Source organism: Candidatus Thiothrix phosphatis, assembly GCF_035668035.1.
Classification (GTDB): Bacteria; Pseudomonadota; Gammaproteobacteria; order Thiotrichales; family Thiotrichaceae; genus Thiothrix; species Thiothrix phosphatis.
Map to the genome: position 1 here is coordinate 20471 of NZ_JAYMYJ010000114.1, position 15595 is coordinate 36065.

Annotated in this window: 16 protein-coding genes; 13 read left to right on the forward strand and 3 right to left on the reverse strand. The window is 56.0% G+C overall.

Annotation, left to right across the window (positions count from 1 at the left end):
- The first annotated feature begins 166 nt into the window (after positions 1-166).
- Together map and glnD are read left to right on the forward strand one after the other, a co-directional pair.
- Complete coding sequence (gene map, locus VSS37_RS12815) at positions 167-979, forward strand: type I methionyl aminopeptidase (RefSeq protein ID WP_324695812.1); 813 nt, start codon at positions 167-169, stop codon at positions 977-979.
- On the forward strand, positions 976-3612 hold the full coding sequence (gene glnD / locus VSS37_RS12820; RefSeq protein ID WP_324695814.1) for a [protein-PII] uridylyltransferase: 2637 nt from the start codon (positions 976-978) through the stop codon (positions 3610-3612). The genes map and glnD overlap by 4 nt, the downstream gene beginning before the upstream one ends.
- 84 nt (positions 3613-3696) lie before the next feature.
- Here glnD and zapE read toward each other — a convergent pair whose 3' ends face one another.
- The gene (zapE, locus tag VSS37_RS12825) at positions 3697-4797 is read right to left on the reverse strand and encodes a cell division protein ZapE (protein WP_324695816.1); all 1101 of its coding nucleotides are present in this window, start codon (positions 4795-4797) and stop codon (positions 3697-3699) included.
- Between the two features lie 15 nt (positions 4798-4812).
- On the reverse strand, positions 4813-7659 hold the full coding sequence (locus tag VSS37_RS12830; RefSeq protein WP_324695818.1) for a 2-oxoglutarate dehydrogenase E1 component: 2847 nt from the start codon (positions 7657-7659) through the stop codon (positions 4813-4815).
- Between the two features lie 259 nt (positions 7660-7918).
- On the opposite strand from VSS37_RS12830, the gene VSS37_RS12835 reads away from it, so the two are divergent.
- From VSS37_RS12835 to VSS37_RS12885, 11 genes are all read left to right on the forward strand, one after another.
- Positions 7919-8611, forward strand: coding sequence for a GntR family transcriptional regulator (locus tag VSS37_RS12835; protein ID WP_324695819.1), 693 nt, complete (start codon positions 7919-7921; stop codon positions 8609-8611).
- Between the two features lie 37 nt (positions 8612-8648).
- The gene (sdhC, locus tag VSS37_RS12840; protein WP_324695821.1) at positions 8649-9026 is read left to right on the forward strand and encodes a succinate dehydrogenase, cytochrome b556 subunit; all 378 of its coding nucleotides are present in this window, start codon (positions 8649-8651) and stop codon (positions 9024-9026) included.
- Positions 9027-9052: 26 nt separating this feature from the next.
- Positions 9053-9433, forward strand: coding sequence for a succinate dehydrogenase, hydrophobic membrane anchor protein (gene sdhD, locus VSS37_RS12845; RefSeq protein ID WP_324695823.1), 381 nt, complete (start codon positions 9053-9055; stop codon positions 9431-9433).
- A gap of 19 nt (positions 9434-9452) precedes the next feature.
- Complete coding sequence (sdhA, locus tag VSS37_RS12850; protein ID WP_324695824.1) at positions 9453-11240, forward strand: succinate dehydrogenase flavoprotein subunit; 1788 nt, start codon at positions 9453-9455, stop codon at positions 11238-11240.
- Positions 11241-11255: 15 nt separating this feature from the next.
- Positions 11256-12035, forward strand: a complete 780-nt coding sequence (locus VSS37_RS12855; protein ID WP_324695825.1) for a succinate dehydrogenase iron-sulfur subunit — start codon at positions 11256-11258, stop codon at positions 12033-12035.
- Between the two features lie 72 nt (positions 12036-12107).
- Positions 12108-12344 (forward strand): FAD assembly factor SdhE, encoded by a 237-nt coding sequence (locus VSS37_RS12860; RefSeq protein WP_324695826.1) that lies wholly within the window; start codon positions 12108-12110, stop codon positions 12342-12344.
- Positions 12337-12621 (forward strand): FAD assembly factor SdhE, encoded by a 285-nt coding sequence (locus VSS37_RS12865; protein WP_324695828.1) that lies wholly within the window; start codon positions 12337-12339, stop codon positions 12619-12621. Before VSS37_RS12860 ends, VSS37_RS12865 begins: the two co-directional genes overlap by 8 nt.
- Positions 12614-13036, forward strand: a complete 423-nt coding sequence (locus VSS37_RS12870; protein ID WP_324695830.1) for a rhodanese-like domain-containing protein — start codon at positions 12614-12616, stop codon at positions 13034-13036. The genes VSS37_RS12865 and VSS37_RS12870 overlap by 8 nt, the downstream gene beginning before the upstream one ends.
- Before the next feature lie 188 nt (positions 13037-13224).
- Positions 13225-14208, forward strand: a complete 984-nt coding sequence (locus VSS37_RS12875) for an OmpA family protein (RefSeq protein ID WP_324695832.1) — start codon at positions 13225-13227, stop codon at positions 14206-14208.
- An 18-nt stretch (positions 14209-14226) separates the two neighbouring features.
- Positions 14227-14358 (forward strand): hypothetical protein, encoded by a 132-nt coding sequence (locus tag VSS37_RS12880; protein ID WP_324695833.1) that lies wholly within the window; start codon positions 14227-14229, stop codon positions 14356-14358.
- Positions 14359-14361: 3 nt separating this feature from the next.
- Positions 14362-14985, forward strand: a complete 624-nt coding sequence (locus VSS37_RS12885; RefSeq protein ID WP_324695834.1) for a helix-hairpin-helix domain-containing protein — start codon at positions 14362-14364, stop codon at positions 14983-14985.
- A 57-nt stretch (positions 14986-15042) separates the two neighbouring features.
- Here VSS37_RS12885 and pgsA read toward each other — a convergent pair whose 3' ends face one another.
- Positions 15043-15594 (reverse strand): CDP-diacylglycerol--glycerol-3-phosphate 3-phosphatidyltransferase, encoded by a 552-nt coding sequence (pgsA, locus tag VSS37_RS12890; RefSeq protein WP_324695836.1) that lies wholly within the window; start codon positions 15592-15594, stop codon positions 15043-15045.
- Position 15595: the final 1 nt, after the last annotated feature.

The window sequence follows — 15595 nt, forward strand, 5'->3', positions numbered from 1 at the left end:
CGGGTTATGCCTCCATACATCCCGCCTGCGCAACCTGTTTTTCGGTCAGGCACCCTGCGCGACGTGTCGATGTATGTGTGGATTTAAAAAATGTAAAACTATTTGCGGAAAACGCGGGCGCTTTATACCATGAAACGCTTTTGAGTGCTACCGGGAAGAGCGAATAATGGCAAAAGCAGAAAGAGACCAGAGCATAACAATCAAAACGGCGGAAGAAATCGCCAAAATGCGGGTAGCGTGCCAACTGGCGGCGGAAGTTTTGGAAATGATCGCCCCCCACGTAAAGCCGGGCGTCACCACGGGCGAACTGGATCAGATTTGCCACGATTATATTGTCAATGTGCAACAGGCCATTCCTGCGCCCTTGCATTATGGCGAGCCACCCTTTCCCAAATCCATCTGCACCTCCGTCAACCATGTCATTTGCCACGGCATTCCGGGCGACAAGAAACTCAAGGAAGGCGATGCCCTCAATATTGACATCACGGTCATCAAGGATGGCTACCACGGCGACACCAGCAAAATGTTCCATGCCGGGGAACCGACCGTGGCGGGCAAGCGCCTGAGCGCCATCACCCAGCAATGCCTGTACCTCGGCATCCTGGAAGTCCGCCCCGGCGCGCCACTGGGCAACATCGGCAAAGTCATCCAGAAATACGCCCACGCCAACCGCTACACGGTGGTGGAAGAGTTCTGCGGGCACGGCGTCGGCAGCCGTTTCCATGAACCGCCGCAAATCCTGCATTATTACAGCAAGGACAGCGACAAAATCCTGATGCAGCCGGGCATGATTTTCACCATCGAACCCATGATCAACCAAGGCAAACGCCACCTGAAAATCCTCCCGGACCAATGGACAGCCGTCACCAAGGACCACAAGCTGTCGGCGCAGTGGGAACACACCATCCTGGTGACGGATGACGGCTTTGAAATCCTTACCCTGCGCGCCGAAGAAGCAGGCTGGCGCTCCACCTTATGATACCGAACAATCCCCTGCTGGAAGTTTACAACGACCTGCTCGAGCGCAACGACTTGCAGGTTGCGGACTACTCCCAGGCCATCCGCGAGGCGCGCAAACGGCTGGGCGCGGAATTCCATGCCGGGCAGGACATCCGCACCCTGCTTTACCAACATACCCAGTTCATTGATGCCCTGTTGCAGCATTTATGGAACCTCAATGACATTTCCCGGCAACAGCGGGCGACCCTAGTCGCGGTCGGCGGCTATGGCAGGCAGGAACTGCACCCGGCCTCCGACATCGACGTGATGATCCTGCTGACCACCGCGCCCAGCGAAACCTGCCGCGAACACCTGTCCGCCTTCATCACCTTGCTGTGGGATATTGGCCTGGATGTCGGCCACAGTGTGCGCACGTTGGAAGAATGCGTGGAAACCGCCTGCGGCGACCTGACCGTCATCACCAACCTGATCGAGGCCCGCTTTCTGGGCGGGAACGAAACCCTGTTCTTCGCCCTGCGCAACGCCACCAACCCGGCCAGCATGTGGAACAGCCGCGAGTACTTCCAGGCCAAACTGGAAGAATTGCAGAAACGCCACCAAAAATACGGTGACACCTCCCATCGCGTCGAACCCAACCTGAAGGATGGGCGCGGCGGCCTGCGCGACATCCAGACCATCAGCTGGGTCACGCAACGCGAATACGGCACGTTTTCCCTACAGGAGCTGTACGAAAACCACCTGTTGGAGCACGACGAATATGAAACCCTGCGTGAAGGCCGCCTGTTCCTGTGGCGCATCCGCTTCGTCCTGCACGAACTGGCCGGGCGCAAGGAAGACCGCCTGCTGTTCGACTACCAACGCAGCCTGGCGCACACCTTCGGCTACACCGACGACACCCACAATGTGGGCGTGGAAGCCTTCATGCAGCGCTACTACCGCACCATCACCGAGTTGGAGCGCCTCACCGACATGCTGATGGGGATTTTCCGCGAGCGCATCCTGACCCTGCACCCGCCGCCGCCGGAAATGCTGGGCGAGTGGTACCAGAAACGCGGCAACCTGATTTCAGTGCTTTCGCCGGATGTATTCGTGCTGTACCCGACCGCGCTGCTGGAAATCTTCCTGCTGCTGCAAATGACGCCGGGCGTCAACGGGCTGACCTCCGGCACCATCCGCCTGATCCGCCGTAACCTGCACCGCATTGATGCCAGCTTCCGGCAGCAGGCCCGCCACCGGCAACTGTTCATGCAGATCCTGCGACAGCCCAAAGGCATCACCTTCGTCATGCGCCTGATGAACCGTTACGGCATCCTGGCGGCATACATCCCGGTCTTCGCCAATATCGTCGGGCGCATGCAATACGACCTGTTCCACATGTACACGGTGGACGAGCACACCCTGTACGTGGTGCGCAACCTGCGCCGCTACAGCACCTCCCTCGGCGCACAGGAGCTGCCGCTATGCGCCGAAGTGTTCAAGACCTTGCGCAACCCAGAATTGCTGTATCTGGCCGGGCTGTTCCACGACATCGCCAAAGGGCGGCGCGGCGACCACTCCGAACTTGGGGCTGCCGACGCCTACAGTTTCTGCCGCGAACACAGCCTCAACCTGCATGACGCTTCACTGGTCAGCTGGCTGGTGCGCAACCACCTGCTGATGAGCATGACCGCGCAGCGCAAGGACATCAGCGACCCGGATGTCATCTTCGAATTTGCCGGGCATGTGGCCTCGCAAAGCCGCCTCGACTGCCTGTTCCTGTTGACGGTGGCGGATATCCGCGGCACCAACCCCAAACTGTGGAACGGCTGGAAACAGGCGTTGCTGCACGAGCTTTACCATTCCACCCGCCGGGTCTTGCAGAACCGCACCCTGCACTCACGCGAAAGCGCCCTGCTGATCGAGGAAAAACGCCGCGCCGCGCTGGAGCAACTGGTGCAGGAAGACTTCACGGAAGCAGAATGCCTCAACCTGTGGGGGCAATTTGGAACCGATTACCACCTTCAGCACTCTGTGGAAACGGTGCTCTGGCATACCCGCCATATCCTCACCGAAGCGCCGCGCAAACCGACCCTGATCCATATCCGCCACACCGTCTCGCGCAGCAGCAATGTTCTGTTCGTCTACACCAAAGACCGGGATGACCTGTTCTCGCGGGTGGTTTCCTCCCTGGAGCAGCTCAACCTCAATGTCGTGCAAGCGCGCTTTGTCTCCACCACCACCAGCTTCAACCTGTACACCCTGCATATCCTGGGGCCGGACAACCAGCTCATCATCAGCGACATTGACCAACAGCACATCATCGACACGCTGGCGGAAAACCTCGCCAGGGAAAAGCCGCGCCACGCTGTCCACCGCACACCGCGCATCCTGCGCAATTTTGATGTGCCGACGCGTGTTTCCTTCAACCAGCAGCCAGAAAAAAACCTGACATTGCTGGAAATCAACGCCGGTGATATGCCAGGGCTACTTTCGCGGATGGGGAACGCAATGGACAAGCTCGGCATCCGCGTGCATAACGCCCGCATCAACACGTTGGGGGAACAAGCGCAGGATATTTTCTATGTCACAACGCGCGACGGCACCATGATTACCCAAGAGGCGCAACAGAAGCATATCCGGAAAGTGCTGGAGCAGACGTTGAAAGGGGGATAGAACCAAAAAAGCCAGCATCGATTGACCTATAAGAAATCATCGAAGTTGGCTCCCTTGCCCATTTGGCTTACTGGAAAATACCCATCAGCCTGCCAGCCGCACCTGCTGATAATCATCGCCCTGCATTTCGTTCAAGCGGCTCAACGCCCGCTGGAACTCAAATTTCAGCTTGTGCCCCTGATACAGGTTTTCCAACGCAATGGTGGTGGAAAAAATGAACTGGACATTGCGGTCATACAGCTCATCAATCAGATTGAGGAAGCGCCGCGCTGCCTCCTCATGCTCTTCGGTCAGCACATGCAAGCCAGACAGCATAATATAGTTAAAGCGTTCCGCCAGCTCAATGTAGTCGCGGGTGGAGCGCGCCGTTTCGCATAAGGAGCTGAAATCAAACCAGACAATATTTTCCGACAGGCGATGGGTCGGCAGGTTACGGCCCTGCACTTCGATGTCTTGGCCGACTTCCACCGCGCCAGTCGCCAGCTCCGCGAAGCACTTTTCCAGTTCGTGCTCCACCAGGATGGCATCATCGTCTTCCAGAAAGCTGTCATGGCTGATTTTCTTCAGCATGCGGTAATCGATCTTATTGTCCAGCTCGACCACATGGGTATGTCTTTTCAGCAGCGCAATAGCAGGTAGAAAACGTTCACGCTGCAAGCCGTTCAGGTACAGGTCGTCCGGAATCCGGTTGGAGGTCGTCACCAGGGTGACGCCATTTTTGAACATGGCGTCCAGCAAACCGTGCAGCAGCATGGCGTCGACAATATCCATCACATGGAATTCGTCGATACAGAGCAGGCGCACTTCCCGCCCCAGTTGCGCCGCCAGCGTATCCAGCGGGTTACGGTGATTGGCCAGCTTTTTCAGCTCTTCGTGAATGAAGAACATGAAATGGTGATAATGCATGCGCCGTTTTTCCGCCAGCGGGATGCGCGAATAGAACATGTCCATCAGCCAAGTCTTGCCGCGCCCGACGCCGCCCCACAGGTAGGCGCCGCGCACCGGCTCAATGACGTCCCGCCGTTTGGAAAAAACACCCAGCAGCCCGCGTGAAGGGGGCGCTTCACGCGGTTTGAGCAACTCATTCCAGACTTCCTGCAAAACCTTGATGCCTTCCAGTTGGGCGGGATCCTGCTTGATCTCGCCTTCCCGCACGGCATCCTGATAATGCTTCATTAACGGCATAACGTTCCCTTACCTTCACGATTCAGCAATAATACCCAGGGCCGCATTCACCAGCGCCTGCTGTTGGGCGGCGTGAACCTTGGAGCTGCCTACCGCTGGCGAAGCGGAAGCCGGGCGGCTAGCCACTTCCAGGTGCGCCATGGAACCCAGCACCGCCCGTAGCGACGGCTGGATGCTCAACCATGCGCCCTGGTTCAGCGGCTCTTCCTGGCACCAAACATGCTCCTCAGCGTTTGGATAGTGTCTAAGAATCGTGCACATATCCACTTCCGGGAACGGGTACAGCTGCTCAATCCGCACAATGGCGACATGTTCCAAAGCAGCCTTACGGCGCGCCTCCAGCAGGTCGTAATAAACCTTGCCGCTGCACATGACCAGACGGGTCACTTTTTCCGCTTCGAGTGGGTCGATTTCGCTAATGATGTTTTGGAAACCACGCTCAGTCAGATCCTCAAGGGTGTTCACCGCCATCGGGTGGCGCAGCAAGCTTTTCGGCGTCATCACGATCAGTGGCGTGCGGTAATCACGCAACATCTGACGGCGCAACATGTGGAACGCCTGGGCTGGCGTGCTGGGCACACACACCTGCATGTTGTTCTGGGCGCAAAGCTGCAAATACCGTTCCAAACGCGCGGAAGAGTGCTCCGGCCCCTGCCCTTCAAAACCGTGTGGCAGCAACATGACCAGACCGCACAAACGGCCCCATTTCTGTTCGCCTGAACTGATGAACTGGTCAATGACTACCTGCGCGCAGTTGGCGAAGTCGCCGAATTGCGCTTCCCAAATGGTCAGGGTGTTGGCTTCCGTAGTGGCATAGCCGTATTCGAACCCCAACACTGCTTCTTCGGACAGCAGTGAATCGATGACCACAAATGGCAGTTGAGCCGGGGACAGGTTTTTCAGTGGCACATAGGTTTCGCCCGTTTCCTGTTCATGGAAAACCGCATGGCGATGGAAGAAGGTGCCACGGCCGCAATCTTCACCAGACAAGCGTATTGGGAAGCCTTCTTCAACCAAGGTGGCGTAAGCCAAATTTTCGCAGAAACCCCAGTCCATCGGCTGCTCACCGGCAGCCATTCTCTTCCGGTCAGTGACGATGCGGGCGACACGGGAGTTAAGTTTGAAACCTTCCGGCACAATGGTGAGCTTTTCACCCAGACGTTGAATGGTTTCTTCATCAATAGTGGTGTCGACCGGCATATCCCAGGAACCGTCGACATAGCGTTTCCAGTTGACCGGATGCGGGTTTTGGACTTCGTCCTTGCCCAACAGGTGCGGGACAGTCGGGATGCCATCCGTCAACTGCTGGCGGCAGCGCTGCACCAGCATTTTGGCGTCTTCTTCCGTAATGATCCCTTCCGCCGCTAGCTTTTGCGCATAACGCTCGCGGGTGGTCGGCAGGGAGCGAATCTTGCGGTACATGACCGGCTGGGTTGCGGACGGCTCATCGGCCTCATTGTGGCCATGACGGCGATAGCAGACCAGATCGATGACCACGTCTTTCTTGAAGTGGTTGCGATAATCCAGCGCCAGTTGCGTCACCATCACCACGGCCTCCGGATCGTCGCCATTAACGTGGAAGACCGGGGAGTCGACCATCTTGGCGATGTCGGTGCAGTAATAGGTGGAGCGCGCATCAATCGAGGCGCTGGTGGTGAAGCCCACCTGGTTATTGATGACAATGTGCATGGTGCCGTGGGTGCGGTAACCACGGGTGTCAGCCATCTGCATCATTTCCATATTGACGCCCTGACCAGCGAAAGCGGCGTCGCCATGCAGCACCACCGGCACGATTTTTTCGTAGCCGTTTTCAGCCCAGCGGTCTTGACGGGCGCGCACGGCACCTTCCACCACCGGGCCGACAATTTCCAGATGCGACGGATTGAACGCCATCGCCACATGCACTGGGCCACCCTCCGTTTTCAGGTCGGAGGCGTAACCCATGTGGTATTTGACGTCGCCCGTGCGGCCGGTGTCGGCGTACTTGCCCTCGAACTCGCTGAACAGCATGGCGGGCGACTTGCCCAAGATGTTGACCAGCACGTTCAGACGGCCACGGTGCGCCATGCCGATAACCATTTCCACCGCACCCTTTTTACCGGCGTGCAGGATCATGGAGTTCAGCATCGGAATCAGGCTTTCACCACCTTCCAGCGAGAAACGCTTCTGCCCGACATAGTTGGTGTGCAGGTAGCGCTCCAGGCCTTCCGCCACTGTCAGGCGATCCAGGATGTCAATTTTTTCTTCCTTGTTGAAGGAAGGCGTGGCGCGGATGGACTCCAGGCGCTGCTGAATCCAACGCTTCTGTTCGGTGCTGGTGGTATGCATGTATTGCGCGCCAATAGAGCCACAGTAGGTGGCCTCCAGCAGGGAAATGATGTCACGCAGCTTCATCTGGTCAGCGGTGAACAAGGAGCCTGTATTAAACGCAACATCCAAATCTTGTTCGGTCAAGGAGTGGTATTCGAGCGTCAACTCTTTAACAAAGCGGGGGGCATTCTCGTCCAACGGGTTGGTGCGGGCATGGAAATGCCCTTGAACGCGGTAGGCGTTAATCAACTGCAACACTTTGACCTGTTTGCGCTCATGCTCCAGATCTACGGAGCCGCCTGAACTTGCCGCCACAAATGCCTGAGGCTTGGCCGCGTAAGCGCGAAAATAGTCCTTAACCTGCGAATGGCGGGCATCACGTCCATGGCCGTTGACCTGCGGCAGCTCATCGAAATACTGCTGCCAGCTTGCCGGAACGGAATCTGGTTCTTCTAGGTAACGCTCGTACATCTCCTCCAAATAGATAACGCTGTTACCGTCAAGTTGTGTGTCCGCATTCCAGGCCGCTGCCTGACCGTCTCCTTTATTCATGTCTCCAACCTGCATTGATGGTAAATATCCAATATTCAGACTTGACGCAGTGCAACAAAATAGTGCATTGTCGACACTTTGGCGTCCGGCAGTGCATTACAAGCTGTCAACTGGGTCAAACCCCGTCATTTTTTCATTATAGTGTCGACATTATAACTCCAAAGTGTCAACAATGTCAGGATGTTTTACTTGAAAAAACGCTCTTTCGCGGTATTATTGTCAACATAAACTACAAGATGTCGACAAAACGAGGAGCACCATGGCCTTTTCTAGTGCATGCAAACTACAGGATCCGGTGACGATCGCGGACAAGTTGTTCCTTGATTTACGGCGCGCCATTTTGGTGGGTGAAATTCCTGCCGGAAAAAAGATCAGCGAGCCAGAATTGGCCGCTTCCTATGGCGTCAGCAGGGGTTCCTTGCGGGAAGCTATCGGCAAACTGGAAAATTGTAATTTGGTGACGCGCAAGCCCAATATTGGGGCGCGTATTATTGGTTTCTCCACACCACAGTTGATAGAGATTTATCAGATTCGCGAGGCGATGGAAGGCATGGCTGCACGATTGGCGGCTGAAAACATGTCCGAGGAAGAAATCGACCGCCTCAATGCCATTCTGGAGCGCCACAAGCTGGAAATCGAACAACATCAAGGCTATTCCCAGGAAGATGTTGACCTTGATTTCCACTTCAGCATTATCCAGGGCAGCAAGAACATACGCCTGATCCGTATGCTGTGTCAGGACTTGTACGATTTGGTGCGGTTTTACCGCTTCCGTCTCAAGTCCGGCTTCCATCGCAGCGAACAGGCGTTTCACGAGCACAACCTGGTCGTGTCGGCCATTGAGCGGCGCGACGGGGAAATGGCGGAGACTTTGATGCGTCACCATATCCGTGCTTCGCGGGATTACGCCCGCAAGATGCTGGAGGCGACCGTGGCGCAAAATGAAGGCTGAATCGGAACCAGGAATTGTCCACCAATAGGGAGCATCCATGAAGAACGCGAGCAACCGACCACTCTCACCACATTTGCAGATATACAAACTACCGCTAACCGGCATCCTGTCGATCACGCATCGCGCCACCGGCGTTGTGTTGGCGATCGGCACCCTGCTGGTAACGTATTGGTTGGCGGCCATTGCAGGAGGCGAGGAGTCATTCAACAGCGCCAACGCCATTCTTGGCTCTTGGTTTGGCAAACTGGTGCTGTTTGGTTGGACTTGGGCGCTGTTCTATCACCTGTCTAACGGTGTCCGCCATTTGTTATGGGACATCGGCTTTGGTTTCGACATCCCAACCGCCAACCTGACCAGCAAGATTGTCGTAGGCGCTTCGTTCGTCCTGACCATCCTGTTATGGATTATTGCCTGATCCCCTGCCTGAGGAATTTGCACGACATGAGTATACTGACACCTTTCAAACGAGCCAGCGGCCTCGGCAGCACCAGTGATGGCGTCAAGCACTGGTGGATGCAGCGCATGACCGCTGTCGCACTGGTTCCCCTGTCATTATGGGTAGCCTTCGCAATTGCTTCCCATGCAGGTGAAGATTACGCCACTGTGGCCGCTTGGTTCGCACAACCCTTCACCACCACCATGCTGATCCTGTTTGTGTTCACCGCATTCCTGCATGCCAGCCAGGGGCTGACCGTGGTGATCGAGGATTACATTCATCATGACGGCGTCAAGGTTACCGCCTTGGTCGGCGTGAAGCTGGTTCTGGTATTGCTGGGAACCAGCAGCGCCCTGAGCATTTTACATACCGCATTTGCAGGCTGATTGAGGGAGCAAACAACCAATGTCCGAATATAAAATCGAACACCATACCTATGACGTGGTTGTCGTAGGCGCTGGCGGCGCGGGCTTGCGCGCCACTTTCGGCATGGCCGTCAAAGGCCTGTCCACCGCCTGCATCACCAAAGTGTTCCCTACCCGCAGCCATACGGTGGCTGCGCAAGGCGGCATGTCCGCCGCCCTTGGCAATATGGGCCCCGACAAATGGCAATGGCACATGTACGACACCGTCAAGGGTTCTGATTGGCTGGGCGACCAGGATGCGATCGAATACATGTGCCGTGAAGCGATTCCTGCGGTGATTGAGCTGGAACATCAGGGTGTGCCGTTTTCCCGCACAGACGATGGCCGCATTTACCAACGCCCATTTGGCGGCATGACCACCGAATTCGGCAAGGGCATCGCCCAGCGCACTTGCGCAGCCGCTGACCGCACGGGGCATGCGATCCTGCACACCCTGTACCAACAGTCGTTGCGTCACAATGCAGTATTTTTCATCGAACATTTCGCCACCGACCTGATCATGGATGAGGACGGCGTTTGCCGTGGCGTCATGGCGTGGGATCTGGCGAATGGCGTGCTGCGCCTGTTCCGTGCCCAGCAAGTGGTGCTGGCGACCGGCGGCTATGGGCGTGCCTATTTCTCCGCGACATCCGCCCATACCTGCACCGGCGACGGCAATGGCATGGTGGCGCGCGCAGGCCTGCCCTTGCAGGATATGGAGTTCACCCAGTTCCACCCGACCGGCATCTACGGCTCAGGCTGCCTGATCACCGAAGGGGTTCGCGGCGAAGGTGGCTACCTGACCAACTCGCAGGGCGAGCGCTTCATGGAGCGTTATGCGCCGAACGCCAAGGATCTGGCTTCGCGTGACGTGGTGAGCCGCGCCATGACGGTGGAAATCAACGAAGGCCGTGGGGTTGGCCCACAGAAAGACCATATCCACATCCATTTGGAACACTTGGGCGCGGAAGTTATCCATGAACGTCTGCCAGGCATTGCCGAAAGCGCGAAAATTTTCGCCGGTGTCGATGTCACCAAGGAACCGATTCCAGTATTGCCAACTGTCCACTACAACATGGGCGGCATCCCGACCAATTATCACGGTGAAGTTGTCACCCTGAAAAACGGCGACCCTGACAGCGTGGTTCCCGGCCTGATGGCGATTGGTGAATGCGCCTGCGTCTCCGTCCACGGAGCCAATCGCCTGGGTTCCAACTCCCTGCTCGACATCGTGGTGTTTGGCCGTGCAGCCGCCAACCGTTGCGCCGAAACCCTGACACCAAACGCCGTGCAGCGCAGCCTGCCGGAGTCCGGCGTACAAAAAGCGATGGATCGATTCAAACGCATCCATCAGGCCAACGGCGGCCAGAGCACAGCGCAAATCCGCGACGATATGCAGCGCACGATGCAGAAACACGCAGCGGTATTCCGCACTGGCGACTCCATGAAAGAAGGCGTGGAGAAAATGAACAGCATTTATGCCAGCTTCCAGGATGTCAACGTCAGCGACCGCGGTTTGGTGTGGAACTCCGATTTGATGGAAACCTTCGAACTGGCCAACCTGCTGGATTGCGCCCAGACCTCCATCAACTGTGCGCTGAACCGTGAAGAAAGCCGTGGCGCCCACGCCCGCGAAGACTTCCCTGAACGCAACGACGAAACCTGGATGAAGCACTCTGTTGCGTGGCTGGATGGAAGCGGCAAGGTCACTATCGATTACCGCCCTGTCCACACCTACACGCTGACGGATGAAGTTGAATACATCGCACCGAAGAAACGTGTTTATTAAGGAGCTCGCATAGCCATGGCTGAATTTAAGTTACCTGCCAACTCGGTCATCAAGGAAGGTAAAACCTGGCCTGCGCCTGCGGGCGCCACCCGAGTCAAGAACTTCCGAATCTACCGTTACGACCCGGACAACGGTGAAAATCCGCGCTGGGACACGTACCAGATCGACCTTGGCCAATGCGGCCCAATGGTGCTGGATGCGCTGCTGAAAATCAAAAACGAGATTGACCCATCCCTGACTTTCCGCCGCTCTTGCCGGGAAGGGATCTGTGGCTCCTGTGCCATGAACATTGGCGGCGCCAACACCTTGGCGTGCATCAAGGCGATTGAGGCATTCGATGGCGACATCCAGATCAGTCCACTGCCACATATGGCCGTGGTCAAGGATTTGGTGCCTGACCTGACCCATTTCTATGCACAGTACGCCTCCATCAAACCGTGGATGCAAACCAAGACCCCTGCCCCACCTGACCGTGAGCAACTGCAATCGCCGGAAGACCGCAAAAAACTGGACGGGCTATACGAGTGCATCCTATGCGCCAGTTGCTCCACCTCCTGCCCCAGTTATTGGTGGAACAGCGACCGTTACCTTGGCCCTGCCGTGCTGTTGCAGGCCTACCGCTGGGTGGTTGACAGCCGTGATGAGGCAACAGGCGAACGTCTCGATAACCTCGAAGACCCATTCCGCCTATACCGTTGCCACACCATCATGAACTGCACCAACACTTGCCCGAAAGGCCTGAACCCCGCCAAGGCCATTGCAGAACTGAAGAAAAAAATGATCGAAAGGCGCTAAGACCGAACAGGAAGGAGGGCATGGCACACGCCACACCCTCCTTCCTTCTTAGAAAAATGGACACACAGCACCATGAGCGAACTCTCCCGTTTAAAAATGCGTTGCAGACGCGGCATGAAGGAATTGGATGTAGTATTCCAACATTATTTGGAGGCTTACTACCCTAGCGCCAGCCAAGAAGATATCCAACGGCTGGATGAGCTGCTGGATATGCAGGATCCATTGCTGTTTGGGATGGTGTTGGGGCTTGACCCTGTGCCAGACAGATACCTCAGCCTGGTTGAAAAACTGAGACGGACGCATGACTGAGCAGATGGAGAAAGAGCGGATGGTGCGCCTGCGCTGGGCTTGCCGCCGCACCTTGCAAGTGCTGGATCGGCCATTGGGTGACTTTCTGCGTGATTGTTACCACGAGCTTAATATGGGGGAGCAGTTTGCGTTCGAACGCCTCCTGAACTCCAGGGATCAAGAAATCCTCGACTGGTTAATCGGCAACCGAGAGCCGCAGGATACTGGAATTTGCAGTATCATTGTCAAAATACGCAACCACAATGACAAGACCAGTAGAGGAGCCAACCATGCCTGACCTACACGACCTTTCCCCCAAACAGGCCTATGCTCTCTTGCAGGAAACGCCATGCAGCATCCTGATCGACATCCGTTCCTCCATGGAATTCCTGTTCGTCGGCCACCCGGTTGGAGCATCGCATATCGCCTGGATCGATGAGCCGGACTGGACTGAAAACCCTGAGTTTGTTCCCGAAACCCAGCGCTTGCTGGAAGCCCGTTTCAAGGAATGCGATCCCCGGCAAGACGCCACGGTAGTGCTGATCTGCCGTAGCGGCAAACGTTCGCGTGAAGCCGCCACCGCCCTGTTGCAAGCTGGTTTCCAGAATGTCATGCACATCGACGAAGGCTTTGAAGGCGAACGGGATGAACACCACCACCGTGGCACATTGGGCGGATGGCGTTTCCACGGCTTGCCTTGGGAACAGTGCTGAAAGCACCTTCACTAAACCAACCTATTTTTTCATTACACTGATTTAATATTTCAATTATCGGAAAGTCCACACCACCCATGCTATTTTTAGCTTGTTATGATCAGATTGTAATTCATGGTGCCCCATACTATAAAAAGTATGTTTCATGAATTACCCAACACTGACTCAAAAAAGGAGTTTCCCCTCACATGAAAACAAAATCATTATTGGTGCTGCTGCTGGCTGGCATCTGGGGTGTCGGCAGCTGGTGGTGGTATACATGCAAGGTTAAAGGTTTTTGTGGCGCAGAAACCAACTCTACGCAAGTCGCAGCTGGCGCTGTAGGTGCCGCCGCCCTTTCCAGCTCAGGAACCGTTATCGACAATAATGGCGATAATGGCGGCAAAAACTCCCTAGACCAAGCGGGGATGCCATCCTCATCTGGCATGACTGACGCTGACAAAGCCGCCGCTGAACAACAGGCCAAGGCTGACGCCGACAAGGACGCCGCTGAACAACAGGCCAAGGCTGACGCCGACAAAGCCGCCGCTGAACAACAGGCCAAAGCTGACGCCGACAAGGCTGACGCTGAACAACAGGCCAAGGCTGACGCTGACAAGGCCGCCGCTGAACAACAGGCCAAAGCTGACGCCGACAAAGCCGCCGTTGAACAACAGGCCAAAGCTGACGCCGACAAGGCTGACGCTGAACAACAGGCCAAGGCTGACGCCGACAAGGCCGCCGCTGAACAACAAGCCAAGGCTGACGCCGACAAGGCCGCCGCTGAACAACAGGCCAAGGCTGACGCCGACAAAGTCACCATTGAAACCAGCAGCAATACTGGGAATGACGGCATTGGCCCAGCGACACTGCACTTTCCGACCGGATCCAGCAACCCTGAATTGGCTGATGACACCAAGGCCTACTTTGAAAAAGCAGCCAAATTTCTCCAGGACAACAGCGGCGCTAAAATAAGCATTGTTGGGCATACCGACAACAAAGGTGATGCTGCCAAAAACAAGATATTGGGGCTGAAACGCGCCGATATACTACGTGACATGCTGGTTAAACTGGGAGCCCCAAAAGATCGGGTCAACACTTCATCCGAAGGCTCTAATAAACCCATTGCTGATAACAACACCGAAGCCGGGCGCCAGAAAAACCGCCGTGTTGAAATCACACCAACCAAGTAACTGATTGGAGTTGTATGCATGTTTAAAGACATTACAAGCCGTTCTGACATGACCAGCGCCAGTCTGGATGTCATCATTATGCTAGGAATTGCTTTTCTTCTGGGATTTCTGTTCTGTTATTTCCGCAACCGTTCCGGTCATGAGGAGTAAGCAATGAGCCAAACCAACCCTGACTACACCTTTGGCATCGCCAGTTTCGAAATCATTCTATTGCTGTTGGCCTCCTTCCTGCTGGGCATGTTGCTATGCTGGCTGTTGCGCAAGATGGGCTTGTGCTGCACAGCGCGGATGGCGAATGGCAGGGACTCTTCTCCCACCACGCTGGAAGGTGGGCGCAGACCGCGTGAATTCCCCGGCGGAAGCACTGGCGGAGGCTACACTGCGGATATCAACACCTTGTTGCGTCATCGGGAAGGCGCTGTTGAACCGCCGCCTCACCAACAACCTGCGGCTACTGGCGCTTCAGCCGAAGTTGCGGCAACCGCTGCGTCCGTCGCATCCATTGCCAGTATTGGCGGCGGACACAAGGACGACCTGAAAAAGCTGGAAGGAATTGGCCCAAAAATTGAACAAGTGCTTAACGCCGTCGGCATCCAGAACTTTGCACAATTAGCTGCAATGACGCCTGAACAGATCAAACCCATTCTGGACACCGCTGGAGGTCAGTTTAAAATGCACGACCCCAAAAGCTGGCCCTATCAGGCAGAGCTGGCCGCCAAAGGCGATTGGGAAAGACTGCGCGAATACCAGAATCTGTTGATAAGCGGCAAGGAATAATAATTCCCAACCACAAAAAAACCGGCAATTTGCCGGTTTTTTTGTGCATGCCTGACATCACTCAGGCTCAAATGCACTGCGCAGATACTGAATCATGGAAACCAGCGTCAAAAGTGTCGCGATCGCCAAGGCTGCCACGCCCAATTCCCGCATCGGCAGCACACCGAACAAATCCTGATTATAAAGTAAAAAGATCAGCGCAATGATCTGCGCCGTAGTTTTCAGCTTGCCGATAAACGCCACCGCCACCTTGGACCGCGTGCCGGATTCTGCCATCCATTCACGCAAGGCGGAAATCACAATTTCCCGGCCAATAATGATGGCGGCCGCCAGCGTCATCCAGATGCTGGTTTCGCGCTCCACCAGTAGGATCAGGGCAACCGCCACGATCAGCTTGTCGGCGACCGGATCCAGGAATGCGCCGAAACGGGATTCCTGCTGCCACAGGCGCGCCAGATAGCCATCCGCCCAATCGGTCAGCCCGGCCAACCCGAACACGGTGGCGGCCGCCAACGGTGCCCATGCCCTGTCCAGATAGAATAGGAACACCAGCAACGGAATGAATGCAATCCGTAACCATGTCAGCAATACCGGCAGGTTGAACACCATA

Bases quoted from the DNA above. Each gene is read 5' to 3' on its own strand.
- VSS37_RS12880 (WP_324695833.1), top strand. From the start codon at position 14,227: ATGTTTAAAGACATTACAAGCCGTTCTGACATGACCAGCGCCAGTCTG.
- VSS37_RS12875 (WP_324695832.1), top strand. From the start codon at position 13,225: ATGAAAACAAAATCATTATTGGTGCTGCTGCTGGCTGGCATCTGGGGT.
- VSS37_RS12860 (WP_324695826.1), top strand. From the start codon at position 12,108: ATGAGCGAACTCTCCCGTTTAAAAATGCGTTGCAGACGCGGCATGAAG.
- sdhA (WP_324695824.1), top strand. From the start codon at position 9,453: ATGTCCGAATATAAAATCGAACACCATACCTATGACGTGGTTGTCGTA.
- sdhC (WP_324695821.1), top strand. From the start codon at position 8,649: ATGAAGAACGCGAGCAACCGACCACTCTCACCACATTTGCAGATATAC.
- zapE (WP_324695816.1), bottom strand. From the start codon at position 4,797: ATGCCGTTAATGAAGCATTATCAGGATGCCGTGCGGGAAGGCGAGATC.
- VSS37_RS12865 (WP_324695828.1), top strand. From the start codon at position 12,337: ATGACTGAGCAGATGGAGAAAGAGCGGATGGTGCGCCTGCGCTGGGCT.
- VSS37_RS12870 (WP_324695830.1), top strand. From the start codon at position 12,614: ATGCCTGACCTACACGACCTTTCCCCCAAACAGGCCTATGCTCTCTTG.
- pgsA (WP_324695836.1), bottom strand. From the start codon at position 15,594: ATGGTGTTCAACCTGCCGGTATTGCTGACATGGTTACGGATTGCATTC.
- map (WP_324695812.1), top strand. From the start codon at position 167: ATGGCAAAAGCAGAAAGAGACCAGAGCATAACAATCAAAACGGCGGAA.
- VSS37_RS12885 (WP_324695834.1), top strand. From the start codon at position 14,362: ATGAGCCAAACCAACCCTGACTACACCTTTGGCATCGCCAGTTTCGAA.
- VSS37_RS12830 (WP_324695818.1), bottom strand. From the start codon at position 7,659: ATGAATAAAGGAGACGGTCAGGCAGCGGCCTGGAATGCGGACACACAA.
- VSS37_RS12855 (WP_324695825.1), top strand. From the start codon at position 11,256: ATGGCTGAATTTAAGTTACCTGCCAACTCGGTCATCAAGGAAGGTAAA.
- glnD (WP_324695814.1), top strand. From the start codon at position 976: ATGATACCGAACAATCCCCTGCTGGAAGTTTACAACGACCTGCTCGAG.
- VSS37_RS12835 (WP_324695819.1), top strand. From the start codon at position 7,919: ATGGCCTTTTCTAGTGCATGCAAACTACAGGATCCGGTGACGATCGCG.
- sdhD (WP_324695823.1), top strand. From the start codon at position 9,053: ATGAGTATACTGACACCTTTCAAACGAGCCAGCGGCCTCGGCAGCACC.